We start from the raw sequence: 17,457 nt of genomic DNA on the forward strand, positions 1-17,457 counted from the left end.
GGCTTATAACAGAGAAAGCATTTGATCTCAGGGCGGGTTATTCATCACTCCAGGAACCAGGCGATTGCGTTATCACTCTGCTCCTGATTTATGTATGATTATAAAAAACCGCCTCTGTTTATCGCGTGACTGAATGATGACAATTTTGTCACCTTCCAGGTTTCTCCTGAAGAACGGGATTAATCCATTAACAGGCGCACACTGAACACAATTTCCCGCCCCTGCTGTTCTGCTGACAGCTCGCCGCCATGAGCATGAATGATCGACCTTGTAATTGATAATCCCAGCCCCGCGCCTTCCGTGTTGTGGACCCTTGATGAATCAGCTCGATAGAACCGATCAAACAAACGTTCCAGATTAGCGGGAACCTGGCCGGACATCGTATTCGTAATCATCACGTTCACACAGTCACTGTCACGCTCAAGGTGTATCGCTGTACAGGTGTTATCGGGAGAATACTTGATTGCATTGGAAAGCAGGTTACTGAAAGCACGTCGCAGCATATCGCTGTCTCCGGCAACAACGCCCTCTCCTTCAACGGTGATTGTCTTTCCTGTTTCGTCTGCCAGAGGCTCGAACAGCTCACGTAATTCATTCAGTTCGGCGGCCAGATCCACATCATGTTTATCCAGCTGCAGCAGACCATGCTCTGAACGTGCCAGAAAAAGCATATCACTGGTCATTCGTGACAACCTTTTCAGTTCTTCCAGGTAAGCGAATAAGATTTCGCGGTAATGCGAAACATCCCTTTCCTTAGCCAGTGCAAACTGCGTCTGCATCATCAGATTACTGACCGCTGTGCGCAGCTCATGCGCGATGTCAGACGAGAAATCTGACAGTTTCCGGAATGACCCCTCCAGGCGATCGAACATGTTATTGAACTCCTGCATGGTCTCAGAAATTTCCGGCGGAGCCAAATCGGGATTAAGACGCTGATCCAGGCTGTGTACGGTCATGGAGGAAGCCAGACTGGTCATTTCCCGTAGCGGTTTCAGACCAATACGTGTGGTCAGCCAGCCCAGAAAAACAGAAATAAAGACCAGACCGATATTGAACCAGAACAGCCAGGTACTGAGCTTATCCATAAACAGGGTGTGATACCCAGTATCCGTGGCAACCGTAATGATGACATGTTTGCTTTTACCCTGTTCCGGCGTCACGGCAACCCGCCGCGAGATACTGCGGTACACGGTGTTATTTTCTTCCGTCTGGATCATATAGTCGAGAATATCACCCGACTTATTAAGCAGGACCGCTGGAACAACAGAATTTTTGGCATAGAGTTCAACAATTTTTTCATTTTCCATGTTTTTTATAGAAATGAATAAACCATTGTGCCCTACCATCGCATCGTTTATTTTTTCTGATAATGACTTAATATCCGTTTTGTTCCGGAACGTCTCTGTTTTAAGAAACTCTTCGGTGAGCTGAAGTTTACCTGTCAGAAAATCGCGGTCCTGATTATCGAAATAGCCATTAAGGGTGCTAATCAGGATAAAACTTGATAACCACCATACCGTAAGCATCACCGCGGCTTTGTTGAATAAATCGAACTTTTGCTGAGTTGAAGGATCAGATCACGCATCTTCCCGACAACGCAGACCGTTCCGTGGCAAAGCAAAAGTTCAAAATCACCAACTGGCCCACCTACAATAAAGCCCTCATGGTAATGACTCCAACTTATTGATAGTGTTTTATGTTCAGATAATGCCCGATGACTTTGTCATGCAGCTCCACCGATTTTGAGAACGACAGCGACTTCCGTCCCAGCCGTGCCAGGTGCTGCCTCAGATTCAGGTTATGCCGCTCAATTCGCTGCGTATATCGCTTGCTGATTACGTGCAGCTTTCCCTTCAGGCGGGATTCATACAGCGGCCAGCCATCCGTCATCCATATCACCACGTCAAAGGGTGACAGCAGGCTCATAAGACGCCCCAGCGTCGCCATAGTGCGTTCACCGAATACGTGCGCAACAACCGTCTTCCGGAGCCTGTCATACGCGTAAAACAGCCAGCGCTGGCGCGATTTAGCCCCGACGTATCCCCACTGTTCGTCCATTTCCGCGCAGACGATGACGTCACTGCCCGGCTGTATGCGCGAGGTTACCGACTGCGGCCTGAGTTTTTTAAATGGCGGAAAATCGTGTTGAGGCCAACGCCCATAATGCGGGCGGTTGCCCGGCATCCAACGCCATTCATGGCCATATCAATGATTTTCTGGTGCGTACCGGGTTGAGAAGCGGTGTAAGTGAACTGCAGTTGCCATGTTTTACGGCAGTGAGAGCAGAGATAGCGCTGATGTCCGGCAGTGCTTTTGCCGTTACGCACCACCCCGTCAGTAGCTGAACAGGAGGGACAGCTGATAGAAACAGAAGCCACTGGAGCACCTCAAAAACACCATCATACACTAAATCAGTAAGTTGGCAGCATCACCCACGACGATTTCCGGCAGTTTCTACACATATATTCGCAAGATGTGGCGTGTTACGGTGAAAACCTGGCCTATTTCCCTAAAGGGTTTATTGAGAATATGTTTTTCGTCTCAGCCAATCCCTGGGTGAGTTTCACCAGTTTTGATTTAAACGTGGCCAATATGGACAACTTCTTCGCCCCCGTTTTCACCATGGGCAAATATTATACGCAAGGCGACAAGGTGCTGATGCCGCTGGCGATTCAGGTTCATCATGCCGTTTGTGATGGCTTCCATGTCGGCAGAATGCTTAATGAATTACAACAGTACTGCAATGAGTGGCAGGGCGGGGCGTAATTTTTTTAAGGCAGTTATTGGTGCCCTTAAACGCCTGGTTGCTACGCCTGAATAAGTGATGATAAGCGGATGAATGGCAGAAATTCGAAAGCAAATTCGACCCGGTCGTCGGTGGCACTGTTGCAAATAGTCGGTGGTGATAAACTTATCATCCCCTTTTGCTGATGGAGCTGCACATGAACCCATTCAAAGGCCGGCATTTTCAGCGTGACATCATTCTGTGGGCCGTACGCTGGTACTGCAAATACGGCATCAGTTACCGTGAGCTGCAGGAGATGCTGGCTGAACGCGGAGTGAATGTCGATCACTCCACGATTTACCGCTGGGTTCAGCGTTATGCGCCTGAAATGGAAAAACGGCTGCGCTGGTACTGGCGTAACCCTTCCGATCTTTGCCCGTGGCACATGGATGAAACCTACGTGAAGGTCAATGGCCGCTGGGCGTATCTGTACCGGGCCGTCGACAGCCGGGGCCGCACTGTCGATTTTTATCTCTCCTCCCGTCGTAACAGCAAAGCTGCATACCGGTTTCTGGGTAAAATCCTCAACAACGTGAAGAAGTGGCAGATCCCGCGATTCATCAACACGGATAAAGCGCCCGCCTATGGTCGCGCGCTTGCTCTGCTCAAACGCGAAGGCCGGTGCCCGTCTGACGTTGAACACCGACAGATTAAGTACCGGAACAACGTGATTGAATGCGATCATGGCAAACTGAAACGGATAATCGGCGCCACGCTGGGATTTAAATCCATGAAGACGGCTTACGCCACCATCAAAGGTATTGAGGTGATGCGTGCACTACGCAAAGGCCAGGCCTCAGCATTTTATTATGGTGATCCCCTGGGCGAAATGCGCCTGGTAAGCAGAGTTTTTGAAATGTAAGGCCTTTGAATAAGACAAAAGGCTGCCTCATCGCTAACTTTGCAACAGTGCCTTCTACGGCACGTTTGAAGGCGCGCTGAAAGGTCTGGTCATACATGTGATGGCGACGCACGACACCGCTCCGTGGATCGGTCGAATGCGTGTGCTGCGCAAAAACCCAGAACCACGGCCAGGAATGCCCGGCGCGCGGATACTTCCGCTCAAGGGCGTCGGGAAGCGCAACGCCGCTGCGGCCCTCGGCCTGGTCCTTCAGCCACCATGCCCGTGCACGCGACAGCTGCTCGCGCAGGCTGGGTGCCAAGCTCTCGGGTAACATCAAGGCCCGATCCTTGGAGCCCTTGCCCTCCCGCACGATGATCGTGCCGTGATCGAAATCCAGATCCTTGACCCGCAGTTGCAAACCCTCACTGATCCGCATGCCCGTTCCATACAGAAGCTGGGCGAACAAACGATGCTCGCCTTCCAGAAAACCGAGGATGCGAACCACTTCATCCGGGGTCAGCACCACCGGCAAGCGCCGCGACGGCCGAGGTCTTCCGATCTCCTGAAGCCAGGGCAGATCCGTGCACAGCACCTTGCCGTAGAAGAACAGCAAGGCCGCCAATGCCTGACGATGCGTGGAGACCGAAACCTTGCGCTCGTTCGCCAGCCAGGACAGAAATGCCTCGACTTCGCTGCTGCCCAAGGTTGCCGGGTGACGCACACCGTGGAAACGGATGAAGGCACGAACCCAGTGGACATAAGCCTGTTCGGTTCGTAAACTGTAATGCAAGTAGCGTATGCGCTCACGCAACTGGTCCAGAACCTTGACCGAACGCAGCGGTGGTAACGGCGCAGTGGCGGTTTTCATGGCTTGTTATGACTGTTTTTTTGTACAGTCTATGCCTCGGGCATCCAAGCAGCAAGCGCGTTACGCCGTGGGTCGATGTTTGATGTTATGGAGCAGCAACGATGTTACGCAGCAGGGCAGTCGCCCTAAAACAAAGTTAACTCGAGGGAGAAATCGTGAAGTTATCACTAATGGCTGCCAAGTCGAAGAACGGTATTATCGGTAATGGACCAGATATTCCATGGAGCGCCAAAGGCGAGCAACTTCTATTTAAGGCAATTACATATAATCAATGGCTTTTAGTTGGACGCAAAACTTTTGAGTCAATGGGCGCTCTCCCAAATCGAAAGTATGCAGTTGTAACTCGCTCTAATTTTTCTACGAATGATGAGGGTGTAATGGTTTTCTCCTCAATTCAGGATGCCTTAATAAATTTAGAGGAAATCACGGATCATGTTATCGTTTCTGGTGGTGGTGAAATATACAAAAGCTTGATTTCCAAAGTAGATACTTTGCATATTTCAACAGTCGACATCGAGCGAGATGGAGACATAGTTTTTCCTGAAATCCCAGATACATTCAAGTTGGTATTTGAGCAAGATTTCGAGTCTAACATTAACTATTGTTATCAAATCTGGCAAAAGAGTTAACAAGCGCCTGCAATCTGACCTCCGGTTACTGTCACCTTTTTTTGCGGTGGAGCTGCAAAAAAGGCGCCATTAACCTCCGGCAGTTGAGGCGGGCGTTAGACATCATGAGGGTAGCGGTGACCATCGAAATTTCGAACCAACTATCAGAGGTGCTAAGCGTCATTGAGCGCCATCTGGAATCAACGTTGCTGGCCGTGCATTTGTACGGCTCCGCAGTGGATGGCGGCCTGAAGCCATACAGCGATATTGATTTGTTGGTTACTGTGGCCGTAAAGCTTGATGAAACGACGCGGCGAGCATTGCTCAATGACCTTATGGAGGCTTCGGCTTTCCCTGGCGAGAGCGAGACGCTCCGCGCTATAGAAGTCACCCTTGTCGTGCATGACGACATCATCCCGTGGCGTTATCCGGCTAAGCGCGAGCTGCAATTTGGAGAATGGCAGCGCAATGACATTCTTGCGGGTATCTTCGAGCCAGCCATGATCGACATTGATCTAGCTATCCTGCTTACAAAAGCAAGAGAACATAGCGTTGCCTTGGTAGGTCCGGCAGCGGAGGAATTCTTTGACCCGGTTCCTGAACAGGATCTATTCGAGGCGCTGAGGGAAACCTTGAAGCTATGGAACTCGCAGCCCGACTGGGCCGGCGATGAGCGAAATGTAGTGCTTACGTTGTCCCGCATTTGGTACAGCGCAATAACCGGCAAAATCGCGCCGAAGGATGTCGCTGCCGACTGGGCAATAAAACGCCTACCTGCCCAGTATCAGCCCGTCTTACTTGAAGCTAAGCAAGCTTATCTGGGACAAAAAGAAGATCACTTGGCCTCACGCGCAGATCACTTGGAAGAATTTATTCGCTTTGTGAAAGGCGAGATCATCAAGTCAGTTGGTAAATGATGTCTAACAATTCGTTCAAGCCGACCGCGCTACGCGCGGCGGCTTAACTCCGGCGTTAGATGCACTAAGCACATAATTGCTCACAGCCAAACTATCAGGTCAAGTCTGCTTTTATTATTTTTAAGCGTGCATAATAAGCCCTACACAAATTGGGAGATATATCATGAAAGGCTGGCTTTTTCTTGTTATCGCAATAGTTGGCGAAGTAATCGCAACATCCGCATTAAAATCTAGCGAGGGCTTTACTAAGCTTGCCCCTTCCGCCGTTGTCATAATCGGTTATGGCATCGCATTTTATTTTCTTTCTCTGGTTCTGAAATCCATCCCTGTCGGTGTTGCTTATGCAGTCTGGTCGGGACTCGGCGTCGTCATAATTACAGCCATTGCCTGGTTGCTTCATGGGCAAAAGCTTGATGCGTGGGGCTTTGTAGGTATGGGGCTCATAATTGCTGCCTTTTTGCTCGCCCGATCCCCATCGTGGAAGTCGCTGCGGAGGCCGACGCCATGGTGACGGTGTTCGGCATTCTGAATCTCACCGAGGACTCCTTCTTCGATGAGAGCCGGCGGCTAGACCCCGCCGGCGCTGTCACCGCGGCGATCGAAATGCTGCGAGTCGGATCAGACGTCGTGGATGTCGGACCGGCCGCCAGCCATCCGGACGCGAGGCCTGTATCGCCGGCCGATGAGATCAGACGTATTGCGCCGCTCTTAGACGCCCTGTCCGATCAGATGCACCGTGTTTCAATCGACAGCTTCCAACCGGAAACCCAGCGCTATGCGCTCAAGCGCGGCGTGGGCTACCTGAACGATATCCAAGGATTTCCTGACCCTGCGCTCTATCCCGATATTGCTGAGGCGGACTGCAGGCTGGTGGTTATGCACTCAGCGCAGCGGGATGGCATCGCCACCCGCACCGGTCACCTTCGACCCGAAGACGCGCTCGACGAGATTGTGCGGTTCTTCGAGGCGCGGGTTTCCGCCTTGCGACGGAGCGGGGTCGCTGCCGACCGGCTCATCCTCGATCCGGGGATGGGATTTTTCTTGAGCCCCGCACCGGAAACATCGCTGCACGTGCTGTCGAACCTTCAAAAGCTGAAGTCGGCGTTGGGGCTTCCGCTATTGGTCTCGGTGTCGCGGAAATCCTTCTTGGGCGCCACCGTTGGCCTTCCTGTAAAGGATCTGGGTCCAGCGAGCCTTGCGGCGGAACTTCACGCGATCGGCAATGGCGCTGACTACGTCCGCACCCACGCGCCTGGAGATCTGCGAAGCGCAATCACCTTCTCGGAAACCCTCGCGAAATTTCGCAGTCGCGACGCCAGAGACCGAGGGTTAGATCATGCCTAGCATTCACCTTCCGGCCGCCCGCTAAATATCTCCTTTTGGGTTGTTAATAAAACATCCAATAAGTTGACTGTGCGTGAAAAAGAAAGTTTTGTGTGATGGCGTTGAAGATCGCACCGTTAAGCTCTTATGTGGGATGGTGCAGAGCTCGACGACTACCGATAAAACGCAACCGCCGCAAACAGACAAGAAAAAGCCCCAACTGATAACAGTTGGGGCTTCAGTATTGTGATTGGTGGAGCAATAGCACCCTGAACCCAAAACCTTCTCGCTCAACCGGTAGTGGCTGATAACAACTCGTGAGGGCTATTGCGGGTTAAGCATTTAGCGATGTCTAGGGCCAGACTGGACGTCTGAACGCAAGCCGCTGATACTGTACATAACCACAGTATCAGCGGAGGATACCCATGTCGCTGGCAAGGAACGCCACGGCGAGTCAATCGCCCACTCAAACAAACGGTTACGAACGCCACCAACCCGACCAGACGCTGCTCTACCAGCTGGTTGAGCAGCACTACCCAGCCTTCAAAGCCTCACTCGAAGCCCAAGGTCAACACCTGCCTCGCTACATCCAACAAGAATTCAACGACCTCCTCCAATGTGGCCGTCTGGAGTATGGTTTCATGCGGGTTCGCTGCGAGGATTGTCATCACGAGCGTCTGGTCGCCTTCAGCTGTAAACGACGCGGCTTTTGCCCTAGCTGCGGTGCCCGCCGGATGGCCGAGAGTGCGGCGCTGCTGATAGACGAAGTCTTCCCCAAGGAGCCCATTCGCCAGTGGGTGCTCAGCTTTCCTTTCCAGCTACGCTTTTTGCTGGCTCGCCATCCCCAGCTGATGGGCCAGGTCTTGAGTATCGTCTATCGTACACTCTCAACTCATCTGATCAAAAAAGCCGGTTACACCAAAGCCTCTGCACAAACTGGCTCAGTGACTCTTATCCAACGCTTTGGCTCCGCGCTAAATCTCAATGTCCACTACCACATGCTGTTTCTCGATGGTGTCTATGCCGAAGATGACTATGGCAAGCAACGCTTCCATCGTGTCAAGGCACCCACTTACGATGAGCTGAATACGCTCGCTCACACCCTCAGCCATCGCATCGCTCGCTGCATGGAAAAGCGTGGGATTTTGGAGCGTGATGCCGAGAATACGTGGTTGACACTGGAAGAGGGCGAAGACGATACGCTGACTCAATTACATGGTGCTTCGGTTACGTATCGCATTGCCGTCGGCCCCCAGCAAGGGCGCAAAGTCTTCACCCTGCAAACCTTGCCAGGGCGTGAGGATAAAGCCGACTCAAGCAGTCGAGTAGCCAACCATGCTGGTTTCTCGCTACACGCCGGTGTGATGGCCGAAGCGCATCAGCGGGATAAGCTTGAGCGCTTGTGTCGCTACATTAGTCGGCCAGCGGTTTCAGAAAAACGTCTGGCATTAACCGCCAATGGGCAGGTGCGTTACGAGCTCAAAACTCCGTACCGCAATGGCACCACCCATGTGATCTTCGAGCCGCTGGACTTCATCGCCAAACTCGCTGCGTTGGTACCTAAGCCGCGAGTCAACCTCACACGCTTCCACGGCGTCTTTGCACCGAACAGCAAACACCGAGTTCAAGTAACACCCGCCAAGCGGGGCAAGAAGCCCGACAAATCGGAAGGTCTCGATACTAACTGGCGTGACAAGAGTCCTGCAGAGCGCCACCGCGCCATGACCTGGATGCAACGCCTCAAGCGAGTCTTCAATATTGATATTGAAGTCTGCGAACACTGCGGCGGTCACGTCAAAGTGATTGCCAGCATCGAAGATCCGAAGGTCATTGAGCAGATTCTCAAGCATCTGAAACAGAAAACAGCCAAGGCGAATGCCGCCAAGCAGCGTGAGCTGCCACCAGAACGAGCGCCGCCACTGACTCCCAGCCTGTTCGATCCATCACAGAGTCGTCTCTTTGACTGACGACCCCAAATCCAACACTGCTCAACACTGCCAACTTTTAAACGGGGCGGTGGGGCAGTTTGTATCTCTCGAGCTATCAGGCTAGAGATTTTACCGCCAAATCGAACCTTATTAGAGCGGTTTAGGCTGGACCGGCAGTTAAAATTGGGGCTTGAGCGGTAAACGAGTGAGGGAATTTCAGGTAAGATACTTCGGATGAGGAGCAAAAAGGTGGTTTATACTTCCTATACCCGTTAGCACCCTCCCTGATTAAAGGAAGCCGTATGGATATTATTGATAAAGTTTTTCAGCAAGAGGATTTCTCACGCCAGGATTTGAGTGACAGCCGTTTTCGCCGCTGCCGCTTTTATCAGTGTGACTTCAGCCACTGTCAGCTGCAGGATGCCAGTTTCGAGGATTGCAGTTTCATTGAAAGCGGCGCCGTTGAAGGGTGTCACTTCAGCTATGCCGATCTGCGCGATGCCAGTTTCAAGGCCTGCCGTCTGTCTTTGGCCAACTTCAGCGGTGCCAACTGCTTTGGCATAGAGTTCAGGGAGTGCGATCTCAAGGGCGCCAACTTTTCCCGGGCCCGCTTCTACAATCAAGTCAGCCATAAGATGTACTTCTGCTCGGCTTATATCTCAGGTTGCAACCTGGCCTATACCAACTTGAGTGGCCAATGCCTGGAAAAATGCGAGCTGTTTGAAAACAACTGGAGCAATGCCAATCTCAGCGGCGCTTCCTTGATGGGCTCAGATCTCAGCCGCGGCACCTTCTCCCGCGACTGTTGGCAACAGGTCAATCTGCGGGGCTGTGACCTGACCTTTGCCGATCTGGATGGGCTCGACCCCAGACGGGTCAACCTCGAAGGAGTCAAGATCTGTGCCTGGCAACAGGAGCAACTGCTGGAACCCTTGGGAGTAATAGTGCTGCCGGATTAGCTCGAATGCAAACACAAGAGGCAAATATCACTTGAGTTCCGCGCTACAACAAGGCAGATTCTGCTATAGCAGAGTATTACCGCCGGAATGCCGTTTCTCTGCTGCCGCAGCCGACGTTATACCTTCCCTTCAAAGGAGGCATTATGAAGACTCAACTGCCCTAAAGAAAAACTTACAGGTGGATTATGGTCAGACGTTATCTCCCCCTTAACCCGCTGCGCGCCTTTGAGGCCGCCGCCCGTCATCTCAGTTTTACCCGCGCGGCGATTGAGCTGAATGTCACCCATGCCGCCGTCAGCCAGCAGGTCAGGGCGCTGGAAGAACAACTCGGCTGTGTGCTGTTTACCCGCGTCTCGCGCGGGCTGGTGCTGACCCATGAAGGTGAGGGATTACTGCCGGTGCTCAATGAGGCGTTTGACCGGATTGCGGATACTCTGGAGTGTTTTTCTCACGGGCAGTTCCGTGAGCGGGTGAAAGTCGGTGCGGTGGGAACATTTGCCGCAGGCTGGCTGCTGCCGCGTCTGGCCGGATTCTATGACAGCCATCCGCATATTGATCTGCATATCTCCACCCATAACAATCATGTGGACCCGGCGGCGGAAGGGCATGATTATACGATCCGTTTCGGTAACGGCGCGTGGCATGAGTCAGATGCGGAACTGATTTTCAGTGCACCACACGCTCCGCTGTGCTCACCGGCCATTGCAGAACAGTTACAGCAGCCGGATGATGTTCACCGCTTTACCCTGCTGCGCTCATTCCGCCGGGATGAATGGAGCCGCTGGCTGGATTGTGCGGGCGGCACACCGCCTTCCCCGTCACAGCCGGTAATGGTGTTCGATACCTCACTGGCCATGGCCGAGGCGGCACAACTGGGTGCCGGGGTAGCGATCGCACCGGTATGTATGTTCAGCCGCCTGTTACAGTCAGGCGCACTGGTACAGCCGTTTGCCGCAGAAATCACCCTCGGCGGCTACTGGCTGACGCGGTTACAGTCCCGTACGGAAACCCCGGCCATGCAGCAATTCGCCCGCTGGCTGCTGAATACGGCGGCGGCGTAAAACTCACTCACCTTCCAGGCTTTTTACCCGCAAATCATCACCTTCACTGATGCGCAGCCGTTCACTGCCGCAGTGCGGACAGCATCCGGCGTGCTGCATGATTTCGGCCTCACGGCTGCAATCCCAGCACCATGCCTGTGCCGGGATAACATCAATATGCAGTGTGCAGCCCTGCGCCACGGTATCACGGCAGGCGATATCAAAACAGAAATGCAGTGCACTCTCCTCAACATCCGCCAGTGCGCCGACTTCCAGCCAGACATCCGTTACCCGCGCAATGCCGTGCTGTTCAGCCTGTTCGCGGATAATGTCCGCCGCACCGAGGGCTTTACTAAGCTTGCCCCTTCCGCCGTTGTCATAATCGGTTATGGCATCGCATTTTATTTTCTTTCTCTGGTTCTGAAATCCATCCCTGTCGGTGTTGCTTATGCAGTCTGGTCGGGACTCGGCGTCGTCATAATTACAGCCATTGCCTGGTTGCTTCATGGGCAAAAGCTTGATGCGTGGGGCTTTGTAGGTATGGGGCTCATAATTGCTGCCTTTTTGCTCGCCCGATCCCCATCGTGGAAGTCGCTGCGGAGGCCGACGCCATGGTGACGGTGTTCGGCATTCTGAATCTCACCGAGGACTCCTTCTTCGATGAGAGCCGGCGGCTAGACCCCGCCGGCGCTGTCACCGCGGCGATCGAAATGCTGCGAGTCGGATCAGACGTCGTGGATGTCGGACCGGCCGCCAGCCATCCGGACGCGAGGCCTGTATCGCCGGCCGATGAGATCAGACGTATTGCGCCGCTCTTAGACGCCCTGTCCGATCAGATGCACCGTGTTTCAATCGACAGCTTCCAACCGGAAACCCAGCGCTATGCGCTCAAGCGCGGCGTGGGCTACCTGAACGATATCCAAGGATTTCCTGACCCTGCGCTCTATCCCGATATTGCTGAGGCGGACTGCAGGCTGGTGGTTATGCACTCAGCGCAGCGGGATGGCATCGCCACCCGCACCGGTCACCTTCGACCCGAAGACGCGCTCGACGAGATTGTGCGGTTCTTCGAGGCGCGGGTTTCCGCCTTGCGACGGAGCGGGGTCGCTGCCGACCGGCTCATCCTCGATCCGGGGATGGGATTTTTCTTGAGCCCCGCACCGGAAACATCGCTGCACGTGCTGTCGAACCTTCAAAAGCTGAAGTCGGCGTTGGGGCTTCCGCTATTGGTCTCGGTGTCGCGGAAATCCTTCTTGGGCGCCACCGTTGGCCTTCCTGTAAAGGATCTGGGTCCAGCGAGCCTTGCGGCGGAACTTCACGCGATCGGCAATGGCGCTGACTACGTCCGCACCCACGCGCCTGGAGATCTGCGAAGCGCAATCACCTTCTCGGAAACCCTCGCGAAATTTCGCAGTCGCGACGCCAGAGACCGAGGGTTAGATCATGCCTAGCATTCACCTTCCGGCCGCCCGCTAGCGGACCCTGGTCAGGTTCCGCGAAGGTGGGCGCAGACATGCTGGGCTCGTCAGGATCAAACTGCACTATGAGGCGGCGGTTCATACCGCGCCAGGGGAGCGAATGGACAGCGAGGAGCCTCCGAACGTTCGGGTCGCCTGCTCGGGTGATATCGACGAGGTTGTGCGGCTGATGCACGACGCTGCGGCGTGGATGTCCGCCAAGGGAACGCCCGCCTGGGACGTCGCGCGGATCGACCGGACATTCGCGGAGACCTTCGTCCTGAGATCCGAGCTCCTAGTCGCGAGTTGCAGCGACGGCATCGTCGGCTGTTGCACCTTGTCGGCCGAGGATCCCGAGTTCTGGCCCGACGCCCTCAAGGGGGAGGCCGCATATCTGCACAAGCTCGCGGTGCGACGGACACATGCGGGCCGGGGTGTCAGCTCCGCGCTGATCGAGGCTTGCCGCCATGCCGCGCGAACGCAGGGGTGCGCCAAGCTGCGGCTCGACTGCCACCCGAACCTGCGTGGCCTATACGAGCGGCTCGGATTCACCCACGTCGACACTTTCAATCCCGGCTGGGATCCAACCTTCATCGCAGAACGCCTAGAACTCGAAATCTAACGTCCGTTCGGGCATCGAGGTCCATGTCGGGGTGGGACGGGCCCGTGGCTTCAAGATCACTTGCAGTCCGACCGCGATGTCTTGGTTGCGCGAGAGGTTGTCGATATCCTCCACTTCCATCATCAACCCTGGATAATGCCGCCGCCGTCATCGCCGCCGACGCCCGTGCCGGGCTTTTCGGGCCTGTCAGGCTTGCTCGGCCTTCAGCCTGCCTGGGCGAGATCTCCGGCGGACGGATTAACGGCGGAGCTTCGCCGCCTTTCGTGCGTGTGAAGGCCGAAGATAGTTCTCTCAAAAACATCCGTTTATGAGAGATACCAAATGTCATTTTCAGAAGACGACTGCACCAGTTGATTGGGCGTAATGGCTGTTGTGCAGCCAGCTCCTGACAGTTCAATATCAGAAGTGATCTGCACCAATCTCGACTATGCTCAATACTCGTGTGGGCTCTGTTGCAAAAATCGTGAAGCTTGAGCATGCTTGGCGGAGATTGGACGGACGGAACGATGACGGATTTCAAGTGGCGCCATTTCCAGGGTGATGTGATCCTGTGGGCGGTGCGCTGGTATTGTCGCTATCCGATCAGCTATCGCGACCTTGAGGAAATGCTGGCGGAACGCGGCATTTCGGTCGACCATACGACGATCTATCGCTGGGTCCAGTGCTACGCCCCGGAGATGGAGAAGCGGCTGCGCTGGTTCTGGCGGCGTGGCTTTGATCCGAGCTGGCGCCTGGATGAAACCTACGTCAAGGTGCGGGGCAAGTGGACCTACCTGTACCGGGCAGTCGACAAGCGGGGCGACACGATCGATTTCTACCTGTCGCCGACCCGCAGCGCCAAGGCAGCGAAGCGGTTCCTGGGCAAGGCCCTGCGAGGCCTGAAGCACTGGGAAAAGCCTGCCACGCTCAATACCGACAAAGCGCCGAGCTATGGTGCAGCGATCACCGAATTGAAGCGCGAAGGAAAGCTGGACCGGGAGACGGCCCACCGGCAGGTGAAGTATCTCAATAACGTGATCGAGGCCGATCACGGAAAGCTCAAGATACTGATCAAGCCGGTGCGCGGTTTCAAATCGATCCCCACGGCCTATGCCACGATCAAGGGATTCGAAGTCATGCGAGCCCTGCGCAAAGGACAGGCTCGCCCCTGGTGCCTGCAGCCCGGCATCAGGGGCGAGGTGCGCCTTGTGGAGAGAGCTTTTGGCATTGGGCCCTCGGCGCTGACGGAGGCCATGGGCATGCTCAACCACCATTTCGCAGCAGCCGCCTGATCGGCGCAGAGCGACAGCCTACCTCTGACTGCCGCCAATCTTTGCAACAGAGCCTCCGTCGCCATGCTCACCTCGCTTTGGTGCACACGAGTATTGAGCATAGTCGAGATTGGTGCAGATCACTTCTGATATTGAACTGTCAGGAGCTGGCTGCACAACAGCCATTACGCCCAATCAACTGGTGCAGTCGTCTTCTGAAAATGACACATGGCATCTGACATCAAGTTAGGGTATGCCTCAATCTGACGGCTGCGAACCGCCAGGGACAGGCGCAATGTCAGATTCTGTCGCGGCCTTGGCGCGTGCCTGGAAGCGTTCATAGCAATCCAGCCCGCAGAAATGTTCGACGTATTCCGCGCCTTCCGGGGTGAAGGCGGCATCGAGCGGAATTTCTTTGCAGCATACGCAGCAGGTGGTGCAACTGGCAGTGTTCGGGGCGTTTGCGTTCATGGTGGTACTCCTCCAGATTGGTAGCGAAGCTCAAAGCTGCCCACTCTCGGCTGGCTGGGAAGCGGTCATGATCTTCCCTTGAAGGCCCGCAGCAGCCGCGTCACAGACAGGACAAACAAGCCGGTCAGCGTGAGGGCTGCAATACCCCAGTGCTCCCCGATGAACGCGCCGGCCGTCGTGCCGGCTAGCACAATGGCGAGAATCGGCAAATGGCAGGGACAGGTGAGCACGGCCAGCGCGCCCCACAAGTAGCCGGTGATCGGTTTGTGCGTCTCAGACGGCAAGTGCTCTGGGCTGTTCATGGCAGACTCTCCGCGTGCTGTGCCGGTTCGGTTGGCATGGCGGCCAGTTGCATTTCGAGGCTGGCCAGGGCCTCGCGCCGACGCTCGACGAGTTGCCGCAACACGGCAAGCTGCGCAGACGCACCGTCACCGTCCGCAGCATCCAGCGCCCGGCACAGCCGCGCCAGTGCGTCCAGGCCGATACCCGCTTCGAAGGCAGCCCGTACAAAGCGCAGCCGTTGCAACGCGGTGTCATCGAACAAGCCGTAGCCGCCCGTGGTGTACGCGACCGGCCGTAGCAATCCGCGCAGCAGGTAGTCGCGCACGATATGCACGCTCACCCCGGCATCAAGGGCCAGCCGGGACACTGTGTAGGCGCTCATTGAACACCTCCTTTTCCTCATCCGGCGCAGCACGAAAGCTGCTTCACGTCCTTGCTGAAGGTCTGCGCCGCGAGCTTCAGCCCTTCGACCATGGTCAGGTAGGGGAACAATTGGTCGGCCAGTTCCTGCACGGTCATACGGTTGCGAATGGCGAGCACCGCCGTCTGGATCAGTTCACCCGCTTCCGGGGCCACCGCTTGCACGCCGATGAGCCGTCCGCTACCTTCCTCGATGACCAGCTTGATGAAGCCGCGTGTGTCGAAGTTGGCAAGCGCACGCGGCACGTTATCCAGTGTTAGCAGGCGACTGTCGGTCTCGATCCCGTCGTGATGTGCTTCCGCCTCGCTGTAGCCCACGGTGGCGACCTGCGGGTCGGTGAACACCACGGCCGGCATTGCGGTCAGGTCCAGGGCCGCATCGCCGCCAGTCATGTTGATCGCCGCACGAGTGCCGGCCGCTGCCGCCACATAGACGAACTGCGGCTGGTCGGTGCAGTCGCCGGCCGCGTAGATGTTCGGGCTACTGGTGCGCATGCCCTTGTCGATGACGATGGCCCCCTGCGCATTGACGGCTACCCCCGCCGCTTCCAATGCCAGGCTGCGCGTGTTCGGTGTCCGGCCGGTGGCGACCAGCAGCTTGTCGGCGCGCAATTCACCGTGCGTGGTGGTCAGCACGAATTCACCGTCCATATGGGCGACCTGGCTGGCTTGCGTGTGCTCCAGCACCTCGATGCCCTCGGCACGGAAAGCGGCTGTCACCGCCTCGCCGATGGCCGGGTCTTCACGGAAGAACAAGGTATTGCGCGCCAGGGCCGTGACCTTGCTGCCCAGCCGGGCAAAGGCTTGCGCCAGCTCCAGCGCCACCACCGACGAGCCGATTACGGCAAGGCGTTCGGGAATGGTGTCGCTCGCCAGGGCCTCGGTGGAAGTCCAGTAGGGTGACTCTTTCAAGCCCGGAATCGGCGGGACCGCCGGGCTGGCACCCGTGGCGACCAGGCAGCGGTCGAACATCACGACGCGCTCGCCACCCTCGTTCAAACTAACGATAAGGCTCTGGTCGTCCTTGAAACGCGCTTCACCGTGCAGAACGGTGATGGCTGAATTGCCGTCCAGGATGCCTTCGTACTTGGCATGACGGAGTTCTTCGACACGGGCCTGCTGCTGGGCCAGCAGCCGCTCGCGCAAGATCGTCGGCGGTGTGGGTGGCATGCCGCCGTCGAATGGGCTTTCCCGGCGCAGATGGGCGATGTGGGCGGCGCGGATCATGATCTTGGACGGCACACAACCGACGTTGACGCAGGTGCCGCCGATGGTGCCGCGCTCAATCAGCGTGACCTGCGCGCCTTGCTCGACGGCCTTCAGTGCTGCCGCCATCGCGGCTCCACCGCTACCAATGACGACGACCTGCAACGGGCGTTCGTTGCCACTGGGCTTATCAGCGGCCCCTATCCAGCCGCGCATCTTGTCGAGCAGGCCGGCGCGGTTGTCCGTCGGTGGCGCATCGGCAAGCGTTGCCTCGTAGCCCAGTCCGGCCACGGCGGTAGTCAGCGCATCCGATGACGTGCCCGCCTCAATGGCGAGTTGCGCTGTGCCCTTCGGATAGGACACCAGCGCCGATTGCACGCCGGGCACTTTCTCCAAGGCTTCCTTGACGTGAGCCGCGCACGAGTCGCAGGTCATCCCGGTGATTTTCAGGGTGGTCATGTATTTTTCCTTTTCTGT

At 55.8% G+C, this 17,457-nt stretch carries 18 protein-coding genes and 4 pseudogenes; 14 read left to right on the top strand and 8 right to left on the bottom strand.

The annotated features are described in order from the left end of the window. Positions 1–179: 179 nt before the first annotated feature. Positions 180–1,526: a copper resistance membrane spanning protein PcoS gene (gene pcoS, locus ACQG03_RS22050; RefSeq protein ID WP_004248839.1), complete on the bottom strand. Its 1,347-nt coding sequence runs from the start codon at positions 1,524–1,526 to the stop codon at positions 180–182. Between the two features lie 38 nt (positions 1,527–1,564). On the opposite strand from pcoS, the pseudogene ACQG03_RS22055 reads away from it, so the two are divergent. Then, positions 1,565–1,666, top strand: a pseudogene (locus ACQG03_RS22055) (IS5/IS1182 family transposase); the annotation flags it as partial. A 14-nt stretch (positions 1,667–1,680) separates the two neighbouring features. Here ACQG03_RS22055 and ACQG03_RS22060 read toward each other — a convergent pair. After that, positions 1,681–2,378 (bottom strand): IS1-like element IS1B family transposase gene (locus ACQG03_RS22060; protein ID WP_095033700.1). Its coding sequence is split into 2 segments (ribosomal slippage): positions 1,681–2,129 and positions 2,129–2,378, totalling 699 coding nucleotides; the frame shifts between segments, so codons are not numbered across the junction. 55 nt (positions 2,379–2,433) lie between these two features. Between ACQG03_RS22060 and ACQG03_RS22065 the strand changes: the two are divergent. Beyond that, a pseudogene (locus ACQG03_RS22065) lies at positions 2,434–2,766 on the top strand (CatA-like O-acetyltransferase); the annotation flags it as partial. A 176-nt stretch (positions 2,767–2,942) separates the two neighbouring features. Continuing rightward, on the top strand, positions 2,943–3,647 hold the full coding sequence (locus tag ACQG03_RS22070) for an IS6-like element IS26 family transposase (protein WP_001067855.1): 705 nt from the start codon (positions 2,943–2,945) through the stop codon (positions 3,645–3,647). Positions 3,648–3,699: 52 nt separating this feature from the next. Here the strand turns inward: ACQG03_RS22070 and intI1 are convergent. Continuing rightward, positions 3,700–4,497, bottom strand: a pseudogene (gene intI1 / locus ACQG03_RS22075) (class 1 integron integrase IntI1); the annotation flags it as partial. Positions 4,498–4,652: 155 nt separating this feature from the next. Here intI1 and dfrA16 point away from each other — a divergent pair. The 7 genes and pseudogenes from dfrA16 to ampR all read left to right on the top strand — a co-directional run bounded on the left by dfrA16 (position 4,653) and on the right by ampR (position 11,293). Next, a complete protein-coding gene (gene dfrA16 / locus ACQG03_RS22080) occupies positions 4,653–5,126 on the top strand; it encodes a trimethoprim-resistant dihydrofolate reductase DfrA16 (protein WP_032490158.1) in 474 nt (157 codons plus the stop codon). Positions 5,127–5,230: 104 nt separating this feature from the next. After that, positions 5,231–6,069, top strand: a pseudogene (locus ACQG03_RS22085) (AadA family aminoglycoside 3''-O-nucleotidyltransferase). Between the two features lie 116 nt (positions 6,070–6,185). Further along, entirely contained in the window at positions 6,186–6,533 is a 348-nt protein-coding gene (locus ACQG03_RS22090; protein ID WP_000679427.1) for a quaternary ammonium compound efflux SMR transporter QacE delta 1, read from the top strand. Continuing rightward, positions 6,527–7,366: a sulfonamide-resistant dihydropteroate synthase Sul1 gene (gene sul1, locus ACQG03_RS22095; RefSeq protein ID WP_000259031.1), complete on the top strand. Its 840-nt coding sequence runs from the start codon at positions 6,527–6,529 to the stop codon at positions 7,364–7,366. Before ACQG03_RS22090 ends, sul1 (ACQG03_RS22095) begins: the two co-directional genes overlap by 7 nt. A gap of 404 nt (positions 7,367–7,770) precedes the next feature. Beyond that, positions 7,771–9,312, top strand: coding sequence for an IS91-like element ISCR1 family transposase (locus ACQG03_RS22100; RefSeq protein ID WP_000050481.1), 1,542 nt, complete (start codon positions 7,771–7,773; stop codon positions 9,310–9,312). Between the two features lie 263 nt (positions 9,313–9,575). Further along, positions 9,576–10,232, top strand: a complete 657-nt coding sequence (locus ACQG03_RS22105; protein WP_012579084.1) for a quinolone resistance pentapeptide repeat protein QnrA1 — start codon at positions 9,576–9,578, stop codon at positions 10,230–10,232. 185 nt (positions 10,233–10,417) lie between these two features. Further along, positions 10,418–11,293, top strand: coding sequence for a LysR family transcriptional regulator AmpR (ampR, locus tag ACQG03_RS22110; protein ID WP_004193231.1), 876 nt, complete (start codon positions 10,418–10,420; stop codon positions 11,291–11,293). A 3-nt stretch (positions 11,294–11,296) separates the two neighbouring features. Here the strand turns inward: ampR and hypA are convergent, their stop codons facing one another. Next, the gene (gene hypA, locus ACQG03_RS22115; protein ID WP_025999322.1) at positions 11,297–11,662 is read right to left on the bottom strand and encodes a hydrogenase maturation nickel metallochaperone HypA; all 366 of its coding nucleotides are present in this window, start codon (positions 11,660–11,662) and stop codon (positions 11,297–11,299) included. Between hypA and ACQG03_RS22120 the strand changes: the two genes are divergently transcribed. The 4 genes from ACQG03_RS22120 (at position 11,555) to ACQG03_RS22135 (ending at position 14,622) form a co-directional block, all read left to right on the top strand. Then, positions 11,555–11,890 (top strand): DMT family transporter, encoded by a 336-nt coding sequence (locus ACQG03_RS22120; RefSeq protein WP_052238321.1) that lies wholly within the window; start codon positions 11,555–11,557, stop codon positions 11,888–11,890. The genes hypA and ACQG03_RS22120 overlap by 108 nt on opposite strands. Further along, the gene (sul1, locus tag ACQG03_RS22125) at positions 11,884–12,723 is read left to right on the top strand and encodes a sulfonamide-resistant dihydropteroate synthase Sul1 (RefSeq protein WP_000259031.1); all 840 of its coding nucleotides are present in this window, start codon (positions 11,884–11,886) and stop codon (positions 12,721–12,723) included. The genes ACQG03_RS22120 and sul1 (ACQG03_RS22125) overlap by 7 nt, the downstream gene beginning before the upstream one ends. 127 nt (positions 12,724–12,850) lie before the next feature. Then, a complete protein-coding gene (locus tag ACQG03_RS22130) occupies positions 12,851–13,351 on the top strand; it encodes a GNAT family N-acetyltransferase (protein WP_000376623.1) in 501 nt (166 codons plus the stop codon). Between the two features lie 506 nt (positions 13,352–13,857). After that, positions 13,858–14,622 (top strand): IS6-like element IS6100 family transposase, encoded by a 765-nt coding sequence (locus ACQG03_RS22135; protein WP_001389365.1) that lies wholly within the window; start codon positions 13,858–13,860, stop codon positions 14,620–14,622. A 237-nt stretch (positions 14,623–14,859) separates the two neighbouring features. On the opposite strand, the gene ACQG03_RS22140 is transcribed toward ACQG03_RS22135, so the two are convergent. The 4 genes from ACQG03_RS22140 to merA form a co-directional block, all read right to left on the bottom strand. Continuing rightward, the gene (locus ACQG03_RS22140; protein ID WP_000993245.1) at positions 14,860–15,072 is read right to left on the bottom strand and encodes a DUF3330 domain-containing protein; all 213 of its coding nucleotides are present in this window, start codon (positions 15,070–15,072) and stop codon (positions 14,860–14,862) included. 65 nt (positions 15,073–15,137) lie between these two features. After that, positions 15,138–15,374 carry a broad-spectrum mercury transporter MerE gene (gene merE / locus ACQG03_RS22145; RefSeq protein ID WP_001087807.1) on the bottom strand — a complete coding sequence of 79 codons (237 nt, stop codon included), beginning with the start codon at positions 15,372–15,374 and terminating at the stop codon, positions 15,138–15,140. Continuing rightward, positions 15,371–15,736, bottom strand: coding sequence for a mercury resistance co-regulator MerD (gene merD, locus ACQG03_RS22150; protein ID WP_001277466.1), 366 nt, complete (start codon positions 15,734–15,736; stop codon positions 15,371–15,373). Before merD ends, merE begins: the two co-directional genes overlap by 4 nt. Before the next feature lie 17 nt (positions 15,737–15,753). Beyond that, positions 15,754–17,439, bottom strand: a complete 1,686-nt coding sequence (gene merA, locus ACQG03_RS22155; protein ID WP_000209296.1) for a mercury(II) reductase — start codon at positions 17,437–17,439, stop codon at positions 15,754–15,756. Positions 17,440–17,457: the final 18 nt, after the last annotated feature.

Origin of the sequence: Enterobacter cloacae complex sp. 342H5 (assembly GCF_050030905.1) — a bacterium.
In the GTDB taxonomy this organism is placed as follows: domain Bacteria; phylum Pseudomonadota; class Gammaproteobacteria; order Enterobacterales; family Enterobacteriaceae; genus Enterobacter; species Enterobacter intestinihominis.